This window comes from Ralstonia sp. TCR112 (assembly GCF_007997035.1).
GTDB lineage: Bacteria > Pseudomonadota > Gammaproteobacteria > Burkholderiales > Burkholderiaceae > Ralstonia > Ralstonia edaphi.
The window spans coordinates 1-16,148 of the sequence record NZ_VOSS01000066.1; the positions used below are offsets into that span (position 1 = coordinate 1).

Genomic DNA, 16,148 nt, shown 5'->3' on the forward strand with positions numbered 1-16,148 from the left:
AGCGGCGCGCGCCCGTCCACGGTGATGGGCCAGATTGCCCGCGGTTATGACGATGCGCAGATCGCCGCCATTGCCGGCTGGCTGTCACGCCAACCCCAGGAGACGCCATGAGCGAATCGCTGCGCAAGGATCGACGCGCACTCTTGCGCGCACTCGGAGCGACCGCGCTGGCGGGGCCGCTGGCCGCGTGTGCATCGCTGTCGGGCGTGCGCAATGCGCGTGTGGTGGTGGTGGGTGGTGGATACGGCGGCGCAACGGCGGCCAAGTACGTGCGCCTGTTTTCCGGTGGCCGTGTCGATGTCACGCTGGTTGAGCCGAACGCCGCGTTCGTCTCGTGCCCGCTGTCGAACCTCGTCCTGTCGGGCGACCGTGACCTGGCGTCGATTACCGTGCCGTATGACGCGCTGGTCGGGCGCCACGGCGTGCGCTGGGTGCGCGACCGCGCCTCGGCCATCGACGCCGGCGCAGGCAGGTGCGGCTGGCCGCGGCGGCACGCTCGACTACGACCGGCTGATCCTCTCGCCCGGCATCGACTTCGTGCCGGGGGCGATTCCCGGTCTCGCCAATGCGGCCACCGCCGCGCAAGCGCCGCACGCCTGGAAAGCCGGCACGCAGACGCTGGCGCTGCGCCATCGGCTCGAAGCCATGCCCAACGGCGGCACGGTGGCGATCAGCATTCCGCTCGCGCCATACCGCTGCCCGCCCGCGCCGTACGAGCGTGCGTGCCTGATCGCCAACTGGCTGCAGCGCGCCAAGCCCGATTCCCGCGTGCTCATTCTCGATGCCAACGACGACGTCACATCCAAGGGCGCGCTGTTCAAGCGCGTGTGGGCCGAGCGCTATCCGCAGCACATTGAATATCGCCCGCAATACAACGCCGTCGACATCGATGCCACGGGCCGCGTGCTCAAGTTCGATGTGCAGGACGACCTGCAGGCCGATGTCGTCAACCTGATCCCGCCGCAGCGCGCCGGAGCGATTGCCGTGCAGGCCGGGCTGGCGACGGCCAACGGGCGCTGGTGCGAAGTGGATTTCCTCTCGTTTGAATCGAAGGTTGCGCCGGGCGTGCATGTGATTGGCGATGCCATCCAGACCGCGCCGCTGATGCCCAAGTCGGGCCACATGGCCAACCAGCACGGCAAGGTGGCCGCCGCCGCCGTGGTAGCGATGCTGGCCGGCCATGCGCCCGATGCGTCCCCGCTGTACACCAACACCTGCTACAGCTTTGCGACACCCGACGAGGCGATGCACGTCGCAACCGTCCACCGCTACGACGCGGCCGAGCACACCATGGTGACGGTGCCCGGCGCCGGAGGGCTTTCCGATGCACCTTCGGCCGCCGAGGGCAAGCTGGCGCAAGGCTGGAGCCGCGCCATCTGGTCGGACATGCTGGGCTAAGCAAGGCAAGGCCGAGGCGCCGGCACAAACAATGCGCAAGATTGTGCAAGTCGCCTAAGCGGCCGGCGCCTACAGTGCGTCATGTGGCCGCACGGGCGGCCGTCCGAACCTTCCGATCATCATGTCTCCAAAGGATCTGCTGCTGGCCCTGACCGTTGTGCTGGTGTGGGGCGTCAACTTTGTCGTCATCAAGGTGGGCCTGCACGGCGTGCCGCCCATGCTGCTGGGTGCGCTGCGCTTTGCGCTGGTCGCCTTCCCGGCCGTGCTGTTCGTGCCCCGCCCCAAGATTGCGCTCAAGTGGCTCGTGGCTTACGGCGCCACCATCAGCTTCGGGCAGTTCGCGTTCCTGTTCTCTGCCATGTACGTGGGCATGCCGGCGGGGCTGGCCTCGCTGGTGCTGCAGTCGCAGGCCTTCTTTACGCTGACGATTGCAGCCATCGTGCTGCGCGAGCCGATCCGCTGGTTCCACCTGGCCGGCATGGCGGTGGCCGCGGGCGGGCTGGCCGTCATCGGCATGGCGGGCGGCGGCTCGGTCACGGGCATGACCACCGCTGGCTTCTTGCTGACGCTGTGCGCGGCGTTTTCTTGGGCCAGCGGCAACATCGTCACCAAGCGCGTCGGACCGGTAAATGTGGTGAGCCTGGTGGTGTGGGGCGCCGTCATTCCGCCGGTTCCGTTCTTCCTGCTGTCGTACTGGCTGGAGGGGCCGGAGCAGATTGCGCATAGCCTGGCGAACATCAGCGCGTCGAGCATCGGCGCGATCGTCTACCTGTCCTTTGGCGCCACCATCTTCGGCTACAGCCTGTGGAGCCGTCTGCTGGCGCGCTACGCAGCCAGCCAGGTTGCGCCGCTCACGCTGCTGGTGCCGGTGGTGGGGCTGGTATCGGCGGCCGTGCTGCTGGGCGAGCGCCTGGTGGCCGCCCAATGGCTGGGCGGCGCGGTGGTGATGGCCGGGCTGCTGCTCAACGTGTTTGGCGGCCGGCTGGCCGCGCGGAGGGCGATGGCCTGACGCCACACCCCCATCAGCAACAAGCGCCCGGGCCAGAAGGTACCGGGCGTTTTGCTGTGGGCGCGACATAGGATTTGGCCCGTTTCGGGCACAATACCGGGTCCGATTCCCGCCATTTCGCCCGCACACGCATGCGGGCAGCCTCGTCTTCTGGAGACCACATGAAGTTCGCCCCCACGCTCGCCGCTGCGGCGGTGCTGGCCGGCCTGGCGCTGTCCGCCACGCCCGCGCTGGCCGCCGTTGATGCCGCCCGCGCCTTGTCCATCGCCAACCAGAACGCCTGCATGGGCTGCCACGCCGTCGACCGTAAGCTCGTCGGCCCGGCCTACCAGGACGTTGCCGCCAAGTACAAGGGCGATGCCGGCGCACAAGCCAAGCTCATCAAGAAGGTGCGCGAGGGCGGCATGGGCAACTGGGGCCAGATCCCGATGCCGGCCAATCCGAAGATTGCCGATGCCGATCTGAAAACCGTGATCGACTGGGTGCTCGCAGGCGCCCCGGCCAAGTGAGGAACGGACGATGAACGACGCAATCAACCTGAGCCGCCGCGACGTGCTGCGCGCCGGCGCCATGATGGCGCTGCTGGTGTCCGCCGGCATTGCCACGCCGGCCCAGGCCGCCGAGTGGAACAAGGCCGCCTTTGCCGTGAAGGGCGTGAACGACGTGCTCAAGCAACTGGGCGGCGGCGCGGTCGACAAGGGCGGTGCCGGCATCCAGCTCACCGCACCGGACATTGCCGAAAACGGCGCCGTGGTGCCGCTGGTCGTGACGAGCACGCTGCCGGGCACCGACCTCATCGCCATCCTGGTCGAAAAGAACCCGAACACGCTGGCCGCCACGTTCGCCATTCCGGCCGGGACCGACCCGTTTGTGAGCACGCGCGTGAAGATGGGCGAGACCTCGATGGTCTACGCCGCCGTGCGTGCCAACGGCAAGTGGGTGCTCGCGAGCAAGGAAGTGAAGGTCACCCTCGGTGGCTGCGGCGGTTAAACGTCAGGAGAACAACATGGCAGACCCGATGCGCATTCGCGCGATGGAAAACGGCGGCACCACCGACGTGAAGATCCTGATGAAGCACGACATGGAAACCGGCCAGCGCAAAGACGCGTCCGGCAAGATCGTGCCGGCCTGGCACATCACCAACGTGACGGTGCAGCACAGCGGCAAGACGGTGCTCGACGCACAGTTCGGCCCGGCCGTTTCGAAAGATCCGTTCCTCAATTTCAAGTTCAAGGGCGGCGCCAAGGGCGACAAGGTGACGGTCACGTGGGTGGACAACCACGGCGACAAGCGCACCGACGAAACGTCGATCCAGTAAGCGCCAGGAGGCCCACATGCGACGCAGCTTCTTTCGTGTGACCGCCGCGCTGGCGGCCTTGGGCGTAGCCGGCAAGGCCGCTGCCCAGAACGCCCCGCGCGCGGGCGGCGCCGGTGCCCGCTACAAGGTGGTCTACCAGCTGAGCGAAGGCATCGACCAGGCCGTGCGCGCCATCGGCAACCTGCGCAACCACCTGAACGGCGCACCCGGCACGAAGATCGTGGTGGTGGCGCTGGGCCACGGCATTGATTTCCTCGTTGAAGGTGCCAAGGACGCGCAGGGCCGCACCTTCGATGCGCCCGTGGCGGCGCTTGCCAGCATGGGCGTGGAGTTTCGCGTGTGCCATAACTCGCTGATGGCCTTCAAGGTGCCAGAAGACAAGCTGCTGCTCGAAACCAAGGTGGTGCCGGCCGGCGTGGTGGAAATCACCCGCTTGCAGCAGGAAGAAGGTTTCGCCTATATCAAACCGTAGGCGACCCACGGAGGGGACCGTGAAACACAAGACATGGACGATGGTGCTGGCTGCGGCGTGGGTTGCTGGCAGCGCCGTCATGGCATCCGCGCAGGACGCCAAGGACAGCACCGCCGCCGGCATCGCGCAGTACCGCGAGATGCTGGCCGACGGCAACCCGGCCGAACTCTGGGAAGCCGCCGGCGAAGAACTCTGGAAGAAGCCCGCCGGCCCCAAGCAGGCCTCGCTTGAAGCGTGCGACCTGGGCCTGGGCCCCGGCGTGGTGAAGGGCGCCTACGCCAAGCTGCCGCGCTTCTTCAAAGACACCGGCCGCGTGATGGACGCCGAACAGCGCCTCATGCATTGCCGCATGACGCTGCAAGGGCTGACCAAGGAAGAGGCATCGGCCCGCCCGTTCTCGTCGCCGGGCAAGGCGTCGGACATTGAACGGCTGATGGCCTACGTTGCCTCCGAATCGCGCGGCGCGGCCATCGACATTCCGCTCGCCCATCCCGAAGAAAAGCGCACGTACGAACTCGGCCGCCGCATGTTCTTCTACCGTGGCGGCGCGTATGACTTTGCCTGCGCCACGTGCCACGCCCAGCCGGGTTTGCGCATCCGCCTGCAGGAGCTGCCTGACTTGCTGACCGCCGACGGCGCGCGCTTTGCGTATTCCACCTGGCCGGGGTATCGCGTCTCGCAGGGCGAGGTCCGCACGATGCAGCACCGCCTGTACGACTGCCTGCGCCAGCAGCGCTTTCCGGAACCGCTCTACGGCAGCGAGGTGATTACCGCGCTGGAGATGTTCCTCGCCCGCAACGCCAACGGCGGCAAGATGGACGCGCCGTCGATCAAACGATGAGGCCACGCATGTTCCGACTGACCCTCATTGCGTTGGCACTGGTTGCAGGCACCGCACACGCTGCGGATGCCGCCAAGGCCATCACCGCGCCTAAGCCCGATGCGAAGGCAGATGCCGCGCTCGCCAAGGTCATCCAGGAGAGCTTTGTCTCCAAGGGCCCGGCCACCGTGGAAGGCGTGACCGAGCGCGACGACGTGCAAAAGGTCTGCAGCCAGTTTGCCGACCGCAACGCCGTGCCCGCTGCGGTTGCCAAGAAGCTGGAAGACGCGCAATTCAAGACCATCCATTACCCCGCAGACAACAAATGGCTGGGCGACTGGAAGGAAGGCGAGAAGACCGCGCAGAGCGGCCGCGGCATGCAGTTCTCCGATCCGGCCGGCGGCGCGAACGGCGCCAACTGCTACGCGTGCCACCGCCTGTCGAAAGACGAACTGTCTTACGGCACCATCGGCCCCTCGCTGTATCAGTACGGCAAGCTGCGTGGCGATTCCGAGGCGATCCTGCGCTACACCTGGGGCAAGATCTACAACTCCAACGCGTATGCGGCGTGCTCCAACATGCCGCGCTTCGGGCACAAGGGCATCCTGACCGAGCAGCAGATCCGTGACGTAATGGCGCTGTTGTTCGATCCGGCATCGCCAGTGAACCAGTAAGCCGATAACGCCATGCACACGCTTCGACGGTTCCTGATGTGGGCGGCAGCGGCGACGGTGTTTGCCGCAAGCACCGCGCAGGCCGTCGAAGTGGGCGATGTGGTGGCGCTGCCGACGTGCAATTGCTCGACGGCACGCGCGTGCCGGGCGATGCGTGGCGCGGGCACCCCGTCATCATCGCCACGTGGGCATCGTGGTGCCCGTTCTGCGCGCTGCAGAACCCGCGCCTGCAAAAGCTGTACGACGCCACGCGCGGCACCGGCCTGCGCATCCTCACCATCAGCATCGACGCCAACCCGCAGCTCGCGAAGGACTACGTCGCCAAGCGCGGCTTCACCTTCCCCGTAGCGATGGAAACCGACGCGCTGTGCGCCGCCACCGGCCCGCGCAAGGGCCTGCCCGAACTGCTCGTGCTCGACGCCAAGGGCCGCGTGGTGCGCAAGGAAGTCGGCGAGATGCTGGAAGACGACGTAGCCGACCTCGCCCGCTACGCACACAGCCCCAAACAATGAACCGCCGCGAATTCGTTCAAGCCCTGGCGATTGCCGCAGCCGCCGGCCTGCGCCTGACCGACGCCCACGCCGATACGTTCAGCTACGACGTGCCGCGCTTTGGCAACGTCCACCTGCTGCACTTCACCGATTGCCACGCGCAGTTGCTGCCCATTGAATACCGCGAGCCCAGCGTCAACCTGGGCGTGGCGCAATGGGCGGGGCAGCCGCCGCATCTGGTCGGGCACGCGCTGCTCAAGCGGTACGGCATTGCGCCGGGCTCGCGCGCCGCGCATGCCTTTACCGCGCTGGACTTTACCGAGGCCGCCCGCCGCTACGGCCGCATGGGCGGCTTCGCGCATCTGGCCACGCTCATCAAGCGCCTGCGCGCCACGCGCCCCAATGCGCTGCTGCTGGACGGCGGCGACACCTGGCAGGGCTCCGCCACCGCGTTGTGGACCAACGGCCAGGACATGGTCGACGCGGCCCTTGCGCTGGGCGTGGACGTCATGACCCCGCATTGGGAGATGACTTACGGCGCCGACCGCGTGCGCCACGTGGTCGATCACGATTTCAAGAACAAGGTCGCCTTTGTTGCGCAGAACATCCAGACCGCCGACTTTGGCGACCCGGTGTTCGACCCCTACGTGCTGCGCGAGCTGAACGGCGTGCCGGTCGCCATCATCGGGCAGGCGTTTCCGTACACGCCGATCGCGCACCCAGCCGATTTCACGCCCGACTGGACCTTCGGCATTCAGGAAGAACGGCTGCAGAAGATGATTGACGAGGCGCGCGGCAAGGGCGCCAAGGTGGTCGTGCTGCTGTCGCACAACGGCATGGATGTCGACCTGAAGCTGGCCTCGCGCGTGCGCGGGTTGGACGCCATCCTGGGCGGGCACACGCACGATGCGGTGCCCGCGCCCGTCAAGGTCAGCAACGCGGGCGGCGTGACGCTCGTCACCAACGCGGGCGCCAACGGCAAGTTTGTCGGCGTGCTCGATCTGGATGTGCGCGGCGGCACCGTGCGCGACATCCGCTATACGCTGCTGCCCGTGTTTGCCGATCTGCTGCCGGCCGACCCCGCCATGACGGCGCTCATTGACCGCGTGCGTGCGCCGTACCAAGACAAGCTGGGCGAAACGCTGGCCACCAACCGCGGGCTGCTGTACCGGCGCGGCAACTTCAACGGCACGTTCGACCAGCTCATCGTTGATGGCCTGATGCACGCGCAGGGCGCCGAGATTGCCTTCTCGCCCGGCTTCCGCTGGGGCACCACGCTGCTGCCCGGCGAGGCCCTGACCATGGAAGCGCTGATGGCCCAGACCGCCATCACCTACCCGGCCACCACGCTGACCGAGATGACGGGCGCCACCATCAAGACCGTGCTGGAAGACGTGGCCGACAACCTGTTCAACCCAGATCCGTACTACCAGCAGGGCGGCGACATGGTGCGCACCGGCGGCCTGCGCTACACCATCGACCCCACCAAGCCGATGGGCCAGCGCATTACTGACATGCGCCTGGGGCCGGGAAGCGGCAAGCCCATCGACGCCGACCGCCGCTACAAGGTGGCCGGCTGGGCCGCCGTATCGCCCGAAGCCCGCAAGGCCGGCGGGCGCCCCGTGTGGGACGTGCTGGCCGACTGGCTGCGCGACCAGCGCGAAGTGACCGCAAGGCCGCTGAACACGCCGCGCATTGTCGGTATGGACGGCAATCCGGGCATGGAAAACGCGGGTTAAACCCCCGATTGAAAGGGCCCGGGGAGTTCGGGTAGACTCATTTTCCACGGGCCGATAGCTCAGCTGGGAGAGCGCCGCGTTCGCAATGCGGAGGTCGGGAGTTCGATCCTCCTTCGGTCCACCACATAAAAAAACCAACCGTTTTCGGTTGGTTTTTTTTATTTGCCCGTTGTCTCCAGTGTTGGTGGAGGTTCGCCTACCTAGCCCGCGTGAAAGGTTGGTTAGACCGTTCCGCCGACGCCCTTAAACTTTTCTACGAAAGCGGCGATCTTCCGAAATACGTTTTGCTTTTTGGACAGGTACTGCGGATTCAGCGGACTCATCTTGGGCAAGAGGGCATTGAGCTCAGTGCCATTCTCACTGGCAAATTCCCGTTTGAGCGAGGTGGCGATATAGCGCCTCGCTGCCTCCGTATTCAGGCTCTCCTCGGTGATCAACTCCTGCGCCTCGCGCTGCTGTTCCGCTTGGGCAAAAGTGAAGAAGGCATCAATCACACTGGCTTTATCGCCAATCTGGTCCAGATCGGTCTGATTGATGAAGTCCACCAGCAAGCTCTCTTTGGCGCGGTTGCCCAGGCTTGCGCGAATTACGCGGCGCACCTCATCCACCAACTCCGACTTGCTCTTCACCTTCTTGTTGTGCTCGAAGATCAACTCCAGGATGTAGTCCAGGTTGATCTCCTGAGATTTGAGCAGGTCCACCTCAAAGACCACGTCATCCCAGTCGATGGTCGATTTTTCCTTCTCAGCCCCCGCTTTTTCGCGGCGCAGCCAGTCCCGCACATCGTTGTAGGTGGAGCGGTAATCCTGAATTTTTCGCTCTGAGGGAAGCTTGATAGCTTGCAGTTCGGCCAGATCGTCGTCGGTCAGATAGTGCTTGGCCTTGAACGCCTCCACCGCTGCCGGGTCGGTCATATCGACGCTTTGCAATTCCTTCAGGCTGGCGAACTCGTCATAGTTCTGCAGCACGTTCTCTACGCGCAAATATTCGCCGAACAGCTTGGCAAAAGCTTTCTTGTCAGCCTCCTTTTCAATGGCCGCGGGGTCGGGGAAGCGCGCTTCCAAATCCTTCACCACGTCGACAAAGCCACGCCGCGCTTCACCGGTAGTCGCATCCGTGAAGCCTTCCATGTACTCCTTGTAGCTCTTCTCCAAAACCACGTTCTTGGTGTTCTTATCACCGAACAGGGTGATGGCGTTGATGGTCGCCTGCTCTAGGTCGCGGAATGTGACGATATTGCCGAAGGTTTTAGTGGCATCGAAGATGCGGTTGGTACGCGAGTAGGCCTGCATTAGGCCGTGGTACCGCAGGTTCTTGTCCACAAACAGGGTGTTCAGCGTGGGCGCGTCAAAGCCCGTCAGGAACATGCCGACCACGATCAGTAGGTCGATTTCCTTGGCTTTAACCTGCTTGGCCAGATCACGGTAATAGTTCTGGAAGCCATTGCTATCGACGCTGAAGTTGGCTTTGAACAATGCGTTGTAGTCTGCAATGGCCGCGCTCAAAAACTCTTTGGCGCTGCTATTCATGGCAGAAACATCAAAGGTCTCGTCCTGAATGTCGCCGATGGCATCCTGCTCTTCGTTGGCAGCGAACGAGAAGATGGTGGCCACCTTCAGCGGCTTGTCGCTCCCCTTCTGCAAGTCCTTGAAGCTCTCGTAATACAGCTTCGCTGCGTCGACACTACTGACCGCGAACATCGCGTTGAAGCCCTTGTTACCTGCGTGCAGACGGTGGGTCTTCTGCCGGAAATTGTTCAGGATGTATTGGGTGATTTCGCGGATGCGGTCGGGGTGCAGCAGGGCTTGCTTGTTTTCCGCCGCGCTCAGTTTCTTCTCGTCCTGCTCCGTTTCGATGGCCTTGAACTGCGGGCGCACATCGTTGTAGTCGACCTTGAACTTCAACACCTTTTCATCGCGAATCGCATCGGTGATCACATACGAATGCAGTTCACGGCCAAACACGCTGGCAGTGGTTTCAGCACCCAAGGCGTTTTCCGGGAAAATTGGCGTGCCAGTAAAACCAAACTGACAGAACTTCTTGAACTTCTTCTTCAGATTTTTCTGTGCTTCACCAAACTGGCTGCGATGGCACTCATCAAAAATGAACACCACTTGCTTGCCGTAGATCGGCAAATCCTCCTCGCTCTTCATCAGGTTGTTGAGCTTCTGGATGGTGGTGACGACAATCTTGTTGTCGTCCTTCTCCAGATTGCGCTTCAGGCCAGCGGTGCTGTCCGAGCCATTCACGCTGTCCGGCGAGAAGCGTTGGTATTCCTTCATGGTCTGGTAGTCCAGATCCTTGCGGTCCACCACGAAGAACACCTTATCGATGAAGTCCAGCTCGGTGGCCAAGCGCGCTGCCTTGAAGCTGGTTAGGGTCTTGCCGCTGCCGGTGGTGTGCCAGATGAAGCCGCCGCTTTCTGTGTTGCTCCAGTTTTTGGCCTGATGACTGCTGTTGATCTTCCACAGAATGCGTTCCGTGGCGGCGATCTGGTAAGGCCGCATCACCAGCAGCGTGTTGCTGACGTCGAACACCGAGTAATGCAGCAGCACATTGAGCAAGGTGTGTTTCTGAAAGAAGGTGGCCGTGAAGTCCTTCAGGTCCTTGATCAGAGTGTTGTCCGACTTCGCCCAGTTCATGGTGAAGTCGAAACTATTCTTGTTGCGTGCCGTGGTGTTGGCGAAATAGCGGCTGTCGGTGCCGTTGGAGATCACAAACAGCTGCAAATACTTGAACAGCGAATGCTCACTGTTGAAGCTTTCCTTGCTGTAGCGATGCACCTGGTTAAAGGCTTCCCGAATCGCCACGCCGCGCTTTTTCAGCTCCACCTGCACCAGCGGCAAGCCATTGACCAAAATCGTCACGTCATAGCGGTTGGCGTGCGTGCCCGTCTGCTCGAACTGCTTGATGACCTGCACCTTGTTGCGAGTGACGTTCTTCTTGTCCACCAGATAGATGTTCTGGATACGCCCGTCGTCAAAGACAAAGTCGTGGATGTAGTCGTTGTGGATCTTGCGGGTCTTCTCCACGATGCCATCGCTGGGCTTCTCCAGCCAAGTCTCAACAAAGCGCGACCACTCGCCATCGGTGAACTGCACGGCGTTGAGTGCTTGCAGTTGGGTGCGCACATTCGCCAGTAAGTCGGCAGGCGTCTTGATAGCCGAGGCGAACTCGTAGCCTTGGCTAACCAGATCCTGGATCAGCTCATGCTCCAGATCGCTTTCGCTCTGGTAGCTCTCGGCGACCTTCGACTCGCGGGTGTACTGGTCCAGAACGATGAAGTCCTTCGACTCTGCGATAGGGGTGTATTCGATCATGCGGTTTCGTCCTGCCTGAATCGGTGCTGCTCAACAATGTGCCTAACCAATCTCGCTAGGAGCGCCTTTTCTTCCGGTTCCAGCGGTTGCACCTCATCAGCCGCATGCTTCGAATGGCTTGAGAAGTTGACAATTCTTTTCGCATTCGGATTTGGTAGACCATCATCCGTTCGGGGAAGTAATTGCTCCCACCTCTTATATCCGAGAAATGTCGCGGTCTTTTCGAGGATATTTCTTAGAAGGTTAAAGTGATATTTTTCAACCTGATCACTCTGTATTGCCTCTTCTAGCTTGGAAAGCAGATGAAGGTGATAAGCAAACGGGGAGTCGTTTGGTTGCTCGACCAGATCAACGCTGCCGTCTTCGTTCTTCTCTAGGCGCGACTTACTAAACCATTTTGATTTCCAGCTGTAGCGCTCCGTTTTCTCATCGCTTCCAAACTCATTGCACAGCACATTAAAAAATACCGGGCTGTGCGTGGTGACGATGAATTTGATGTCGGTTTTGTTTGACTTGATAAGTTGCGCCAAATCGACCGCCAAGTGAATAAGATGATTGTCATCTAGAGAGCTGACTGGATCATCTATAAACACATACTCAAGGTTGTCGAATGGCGTTGCCTCTGGGAAGTCGGGCTGAATATCGTTGAGCGTAGAAATGGCAAGTTCAAGAAGTGTGTAGAAAACACTCCAAATGAAGTTGCTTTCCTCTCCCTTCGAAATTTTCAATCGTTCTGCCTGCGCTTCGTTGCCGCCCTCCAAGGAGAAGGTTACCTCGGAAAATGCCTTAACAACGACCTCTCTATTGTTCTCGTCGGTGTACTTGTATTCTTCGTTGAAGCGTGGCGTTAGCTTGTCACTTGTGTAACGTTGAAAATTGGCAACAATGTTCTGATCTTGGCCCTGCTCTTCCAGTACCCAGCGCGTGAAAGAGTTCGGCCGGATCAATAATCTTGGCTTTTTGTCTAAGGCCAGGTCGTTGTCCCAATAGAACAAGTCCTCGGTGAATGCGCTGTAGTAAATGACTCTCTTATTTGATAATTCAGAGCGTTGTTCATCTTCATTTCTGGCTACTGGCAGGAACAGTTCCTTTAGTTCCCTTGAAAGGCGCGTTTTGCCTGTACCGTTGAAGGCGTAAATGAGTTGAACTTTTGGAAGTGGTTTTGCCTCTTCTACTACCTTCGTCGTTTCTGGGACTGTTCTTTGAACGAGCTTGGGCGTGCTCAGCTGCTGGGCAATTTCTTTGAGCGTCTTCCCCATGTTATGCCTCCGCTTCTTCCGGCTTGGAGAAGCTCAAAAGCAAGTCGCGGTAGTACTCGTATTGCTTCTGGCGTAACTCGATTTCACGCGGCAAGCCTTCAGTGATGGAGTTCGTCAGAGCATCGAATTTTTCAAGGATGGCGACGATGCGAGCTTGTTCGGCGAGCGATTTCTCAGGATCTCCATGGCATGGTAGTGGGATTTTTATGTCCTTCAGCATTGGCTTGGTAAGTTGAGGTATACCCGCTTCAGGAACCTTGTAATCATTTTCGACCGTCTTCATGAAGTAGTAGGCGTACTTCAGGTTGACCTTGGTTTTAGGTGTCAAGACCAAAAGCCGCACGATTGGAAAGAATGGCACATCCCGGTAGCTCGTCCATCCAATGGTTCCGCGTGCCGAAATGGTTAAACTAGGCTTTTCGATCTTGGCCTTGTTGGTCCAGCCGTATAGCGATTTATCGCCAATTCCATTCGAAAGAATCGGAACATTGAACTCTTCCGTCTGCACAGCGGATAGAGCGTCTTTTGGGGCATCTCCGCCCGCGAAGATGTCGAAGATGTCTTCTAGCGACTTCCACTCCACCTCCCCATCTTCAAAACTCAACAACTGATCACGATAGTAGTTGTATTGTTTTTTGCGTGCGGTCAGCTCGGCGGTCAGCTCGGCGGTCAGCTCGGTGAATGTGTCCAGTATGCGGACGATTTCGGCTTGGATTTCAAGCGATTTCTTTGGGTTGTATGGGCAGGGGATGGGAACTTTCTTGTTCGTATAGTTCCCGATCCACTGACGTTTGTGGTCGCCATCGACAAAATCGCTTGGAAGTGTGTTCAACCAATAATAAATATACTTAAGCGATATTTTCTCTTCATCGCTTGATGTGATCATCTTCATGGCTGACGATTTGACTTTGAAATCAAAATCGACCCATTTGTTGGCCGTTGTAAAATCGTCAAAGATGATTACGGGGCTTTCGGAGGCCTTATAAATGCCATCCTCTTCGTCCGTGTAGCCAAGCAAAAAAGTTTTTCCAGCCGTCAGAACGGGAGTTTCATATTCGTCACTGTAGTTCTTCGCTGCCACCAAGTATTTCGTTGGTTGTTCGTAGTTTGTGACACTTCCGAGTGGCAACCACCCTATCTCGACGCCATCCAGCAGCTTTTCCAAGAAATTCACGCCGCTCATGCCTCCAACTCCTCGCCTTCGATCTCGGCGACGATGGCGTCGATGTCTTTGCGTAGCTGGTCGATCTTGGCGACGGTGATTTTCAGCTCGGCATTGAGCTGGGCAATGTCCACCACTTCGCGGGTGTCTTTGGCCTCGACATAGCTACTAACCGACAGGTTGTATTCCTTGGCAACCACTTCCTCTAACGGCACCGACTTGGCAAAGTGATCGACGTTTGCCTTGCTGTCGAACACGGCCATGATTTGCTCGATATGCGTATCCAGCAGGACGTTGTTATTGGCTTCTTTCTTGAATAGCCCGCTGGCGTCGATGAACTGAGTAGTAGTGTCTTTCTTGTTTTTCGCCAGCACCAGAATGTTCACCGCGATGGTGGTGCCGTAAAAAAGGTTGGGTGCGAGCGAAATCACGGTTTCGACGTAGTTGTTATCCACCAGATACTGGCGGATTTTCTGCTCGGCACCGCCCCGGTAGAAAATACCAGGGAAACAGACAATCGCAGCGCGGCCTTTGCTGGAGAGATAGTTGAGCGCGTGCAATACAAAGGCAAAGTCCGCTTTGGACTTGGGCGCGAGTACGCCAGCCGGGGCAAAGCGTTCGTCGTTGATAAGGGTGGGGTCGTCGCTGCCGATCCATTTCACCGAATACGGCGGGTTGGAAACGATGGCATCAAATGGCCGGTCGTCAGCGAAATGCGGCTCCTCCAACGTGTTGCCCAACTGAATGTTGAACTTGTCGTAGTTCACGTTGTGCAAGAACATGTTCATCCGCGCCAGGTTGTACGTGGTGTGGTTGATTTCTTGCCCGAAGAAGCCGTCTTCGATCAAGTGCTGATCGAAGTGCTTCTTGGCTTGCAGCAACAGCGAGCCCGAGCCGCAGGCGGGGTCATAAATCTTATTGACGCTTGTTTGCTTGTGCATCGCAAGCAGCGCGATCAGCTTGGATACATGCTGCGGCGTGAAAAACTCACCGCCCGATTTGCCGGCATTGGCGGCGTAGTTCGAGATGAGGAACTCGTAGGCATCCCCGAACAGGTCGATGTGGCTGGCGTCGAAGCTGCCGAAGTCCAGCTCCGCCACGCCTTTGAGCACGGCAGCCAAGCGGGCGTTCTTGTCTTTGACGGTGTTGCCGAGGCGATTGCTGGTGGTGTCGAAGTCAGCAAACAGACCTTTGATGTCGTGCTCGGAGGGGTAGCCGTTCGCTGAAGCCTCAATGGCGGCAAAGATGTCGGCCAGCTCGGTGTTCAGGCTCTCGTTGGTGCTGGCGTTGGCCGCGACATTGACGAACAGCTGGCTGGGGTAGATGAAGTAGCCCTTGGTCTTGATCGCGTCGTCTTTAGCTGCGGCGATGTTTTTGTCATCGTCCGCCATGGCCGGGTAATTGACAGCGGGGTCTCCGCCGGTAATGTAGTCGATGAAATTTTCGCTGATGAAGCGGTAGAACAGCGTCCCAAGCACGTATTGCTTGAAATCCCAGCCATCGACAGCACCACGGACATCGTTGGCGATCTGCCAGATTTGCCGTTGTAAAGCTGCACGTTGTTGAGTGCTGGTCATAGTGTTATTCCTGTTTCGATTCGTAGTTTTCTATTCTTTCGATGCGCCGACTCGTGGTCGATAACTTGGCGCGTTACGGGTTTTCAGCTCCCATACATCGCCAACGAGTCACATCATCAAACTGTGACATTATGCGACACAGCTTGGGCTACAACACCGACGTAGCTAGGGCTTAGAGCCGGGTTCGATCGAGCTTGCGTTTCGATGCCAACAAAAAGCCCGCGAGCCTCTCAGCATCGCGGGCTTTCTCCCATCTTGGCCGCATCAAAACATCAGCAGCCCCTCACCTCACTCCCCAGCCACCTCCTCCACCTTCTTCCGTGGCCCCCGGCTAAACCGCGCCGACAGCGTCCGTCGCGCCGATTCCAACCCTTCCCCTTTGCCCGCAACCTTCAGGTACGTGTAACCCTCCAGCGCGGCCGTCATCAGGTCACTGCCCATTGCCAGTTGGGAATCCTCCATCCTTTCCAGCAACTTCTCCATGCGAGCGAGGCGAGGGCGCAGGGTGTCGAAGCCCACCAGGTCACGTCGCATTTCCTGCAGGTTGAAATTGGCAGGAAGCACGCTGGGGTTGTTGCTCAGCAGTTCCACGGCCTGGCGGCAGAACGCTTCGGATTTGTCGCCCATCTTCATGAGCGTGCTGCGCTGCTCGACTGACAGGCCGATCAGGCCGACGAGCTTCTCTTCCAGTGTCTTCAGCGCACCGTCAATGGCGGTCAGGTCGGTGGCGCTCGGTTGAAACGAGATCAAGTTCTGAGACATTGCGTTCCTTCTAAAACGGATATCAACGTCATGCCGATTGGCACAACGCGGTGAGGTTGGCTACCGCTGCGGCGTATCGCAATGCTGTTCCACAACTTTGAACGGAAACCACATCCGCGCATGGGGCGGGCAAGCCCGCTCACGCCA

Annotated in this window: 14 protein-coding genes, 1 tRNA gene and 2 pseudogenes; 12 read left to right on the plus strand and 5 right to left on the minus strand. The window is 59.9% G+C overall.

The features are described from left to right. The 12 genes and pseudogenes from FUT88_RS26770 to FUT88_RS16180 all read left to right on the plus strand — a co-directional run. On the plus strand, positions 1 to 111 hold a 111-nt coding region (locus FUT88_RS26770; protein WP_410003887.1), incomplete at its 5' end, for a c-type cytochrome. Further along, positions 108 to 1,398 (plus strand): annotated as a pseudogene (locus FUT88_RS16130) (NAD(P)/FAD-dependent oxidoreductase). The gene FUT88_RS26770 and the pseudogene FUT88_RS16130, both read left to right, overlap by 4 nt. A 121-nt stretch (positions 1,399 to 1,519) precedes the next feature. Continuing rightward, complete coding sequence (locus FUT88_RS16135) at positions 1,520 to 2,407, plus strand: EamA family transporter (protein ID WP_027680509.1); 888 nt, start codon at positions 1,520 to 1,522, stop codon at positions 2,405 to 2,407. A gap of 161 nt (positions 2,408 to 2,568) precedes the next feature. Continuing rightward, on the plus strand, positions 2,569 to 2,916 hold the full coding sequence (locus FUT88_RS16140) for a c-type cytochrome (protein ID WP_012436693.1): 348 nt from the start codon (positions 2,569 to 2,571) through the stop codon (positions 2,914 to 2,916). 10 nt (positions 2,917 to 2,926) lie between these two features. Next, complete coding sequence (gene soxY, locus FUT88_RS16145) at positions 2,927 to 3,397, plus strand: thiosulfate oxidation carrier protein SoxY (protein ID WP_147216616.1); 471 nt, start codon at positions 2,927 to 2,929, stop codon at positions 3,395 to 3,397. Positions 3,398 to 3,413: 16 nt separating this feature from the next. Then, the gene (gene soxZ / locus FUT88_RS16150; protein WP_147216618.1) at positions 3,414 to 3,725 is read left to right on the plus strand and encodes a thiosulfate oxidation carrier complex protein SoxZ; all 312 of its coding nucleotides are present in this window, start codon (positions 3,414 to 3,416) and stop codon (positions 3,723 to 3,725) included. A gap of 16 nt (positions 3,726 to 3,741) precedes the next feature. Then, positions 3,742 to 4,197, plus strand: a complete 456-nt coding sequence (locus FUT88_RS16155) for a DsrE family protein (protein ID WP_147216620.1) — start codon at positions 3,742 to 3,744, stop codon at positions 4,195 to 4,197. Between the two features lie 40 nt (positions 4,198 to 4,237). Beyond that, positions 4,238 to 5,038 carry a sulfur oxidation c-type cytochrome SoxA gene (gene soxA / locus FUT88_RS16160; RefSeq protein WP_147216635.1) on the plus strand — a complete coding sequence of 267 codons (801 nt, stop codon included), beginning with the start codon at positions 4,238 to 4,240 and terminating at the stop codon, positions 5,036 to 5,038. Continuing rightward, positions 5,035 to 5,691: a sulfur oxidation c-type cytochrome SoxX gene (gene soxX, locus FUT88_RS16165; RefSeq protein ID WP_147216622.1), complete on the plus strand. Its 657-nt coding sequence runs from the start codon at positions 5,035 to 5,037 to the stop codon at positions 5,689 to 5,691. Before soxA ends, soxX begins: the two co-directional genes overlap by 4 nt. 12 nt (positions 5,692 to 5,703) lie before the next feature. After that, positions 5,704 to 6,203, plus strand: a pseudogene (locus FUT88_RS16170) (TlpA disulfide reductase family protein). Beyond that, positions 6,200 to 7,921 carry a thiosulfohydrolase SoxB gene (gene soxB, locus FUT88_RS16175; protein WP_147216624.1) on the plus strand — a complete coding sequence of 574 codons (1,722 nt, stop codon included), beginning with the start codon at positions 6,200 to 6,202 and terminating at the stop codon, positions 7,919 to 7,921. Before FUT88_RS16170 ends, soxB begins: the two are co-directional and overlap by 4 nt. Before the next feature lie 48 nt (positions 7,922 to 7,969). Continuing rightward, positions 7,970 to 8,045 (plus strand) — tRNA-Ala (locus tag FUT88_RS16180). Positions 8,046 to 8,142: 97 nt separating this feature from the next. Here FUT88_RS16180 and FUT88_RS16185 read toward each other — a convergent pair. The 5 genes from FUT88_RS16185 to FUT88_RS16205 all read right to left on the minus strand — a co-directional run bounded on the left by FUT88_RS16185 (position 8,143) and on the right by FUT88_RS16205 (position 16,001). After that, complete coding sequence (locus FUT88_RS16185) at positions 8,143 to 11,241, minus strand: type I restriction endonuclease subunit R (RefSeq protein WP_147216625.1); 3,099 nt, start codon at positions 11,239 to 11,241, stop codon at positions 8,143 to 8,145. Continuing rightward, on the minus strand, positions 11,238 to 12,500 hold the full coding sequence (locus tag FUT88_RS16190; protein WP_147216627.1) for an AAA family ATPase: 1,263 nt from the start codon (positions 12,498 to 12,500) through the stop codon (positions 11,238 to 11,240). Before FUT88_RS16190 ends, FUT88_RS16185 begins: the two co-directional genes overlap by 4 nt. Position 12,501: 1 nt before the next feature. Further along, a complete protein-coding gene (locus FUT88_RS16195; RefSeq protein WP_147216629.1) occupies positions 12,502 to 13,683 on the minus strand; it encodes a restriction endonuclease subunit S in 1,182 nt (393 codons plus the stop codon). Beyond that, complete coding sequence (locus tag FUT88_RS16200; protein ID WP_147216631.1) at positions 13,680 to 15,239, minus strand: type I restriction-modification system subunit M; 1,560 nt, start codon at positions 15,237 to 15,239, stop codon at positions 13,680 to 13,682. The genes FUT88_RS16195 and FUT88_RS16200 overlap by 4 nt, the downstream gene beginning before the upstream one ends. 288 nt (positions 15,240 to 15,527) lie before the next feature. Then, on the minus strand, positions 15,528 to 16,001 hold the full coding sequence (locus tag FUT88_RS16205) for a hypothetical protein (protein ID WP_147216633.1): 474 nt from the start codon (positions 15,999 to 16,001) through the stop codon (positions 15,528 to 15,530). Between the last annotated feature and the right edge of the window lie 147 nt (positions 16,002 to 16,148).

Excerpts from the sequence above, each read along its gene's own strand:
- FUT88_RS16155 (WP_147216620.1), top strand. The coding sequence starts at position 3,742 with ATGCGACGCAGCTTCTTTCGTGTGACCGCCGCGCTGGCGGCCTTGGGC.
- FUT88_RS16195 (WP_147216629.1), bottom strand. The coding sequence starts at position 13,683 with ATGAGCGGCGTGAATTTCTTGGAAAAGCTGCTGGATGGCGTCGAGATA.
- soxY (WP_147216616.1), top strand. The coding sequence starts at position 2,927 with ATGAACGACGCAATCAACCTGAGCCGCCGCGACGTGCTGCGCGCCGGC.
- FUT88_RS16135 (WP_027680509.1), top strand. The coding sequence starts at position 1,520 with ATGTCTCCAAAGGATCTGCTGCTGGCCCTGACCGTTGTGCTGGTGTGG.
- FUT88_RS16185 (WP_147216625.1), bottom strand. The coding sequence starts at position 11,241 with ATGATCGAATACACCCCTATCGCAGAGTCGAAGGACTTCATCGTTCTG.
- soxX (WP_147216622.1), top strand. The coding sequence starts at position 5,035 with ATGAGGCCACGCATGTTCCGACTGACCCTCATTGCGTTGGCACTGGTT.
- soxB (WP_147216624.1), top strand. The coding sequence starts at position 6,200 with ATGAACCGCCGCGAATTCGTTCAAGCCCTGGCGATTGCCGCAGCCGCC.
- FUT88_RS16190 (WP_147216627.1), bottom strand. The coding sequence starts at position 12,500 with ATGGGGAAGACGCTCAAAGAAATTGCCCAGCAGCTGAGCACGCCCAAG.
- soxZ (WP_147216618.1), top strand. The coding sequence starts at position 3,414 with ATGGCAGACCCGATGCGCATTCGCGCGATGGAAAACGGCGGCACCACC.
- FUT88_RS16205 (WP_147216633.1), bottom strand. The coding sequence starts at position 16,001 with ATGTCTCAGAACTTGATCTCGTTTCAACCGAGCGCCACCGACCTGACC.
- FUT88_RS16140 (WP_012436693.1), top strand. The coding sequence starts at position 2,569 with ATGAAGTTCGCCCCCACGCTCGCCGCTGCGGCGGTGCTGGCCGGCCTG.
- soxA (WP_147216635.1), top strand. The coding sequence starts at position 4,238 with ATGGTGCTGGCTGCGGCGTGGGTTGCTGGCAGCGCCGTCATGGCATCC.
- FUT88_RS16200 (WP_147216631.1), bottom strand. The coding sequence starts at position 15,239 with ATGACCAGCACTCAACAACGTGCAGCTTTACAACGGCAAATCTGGCAG.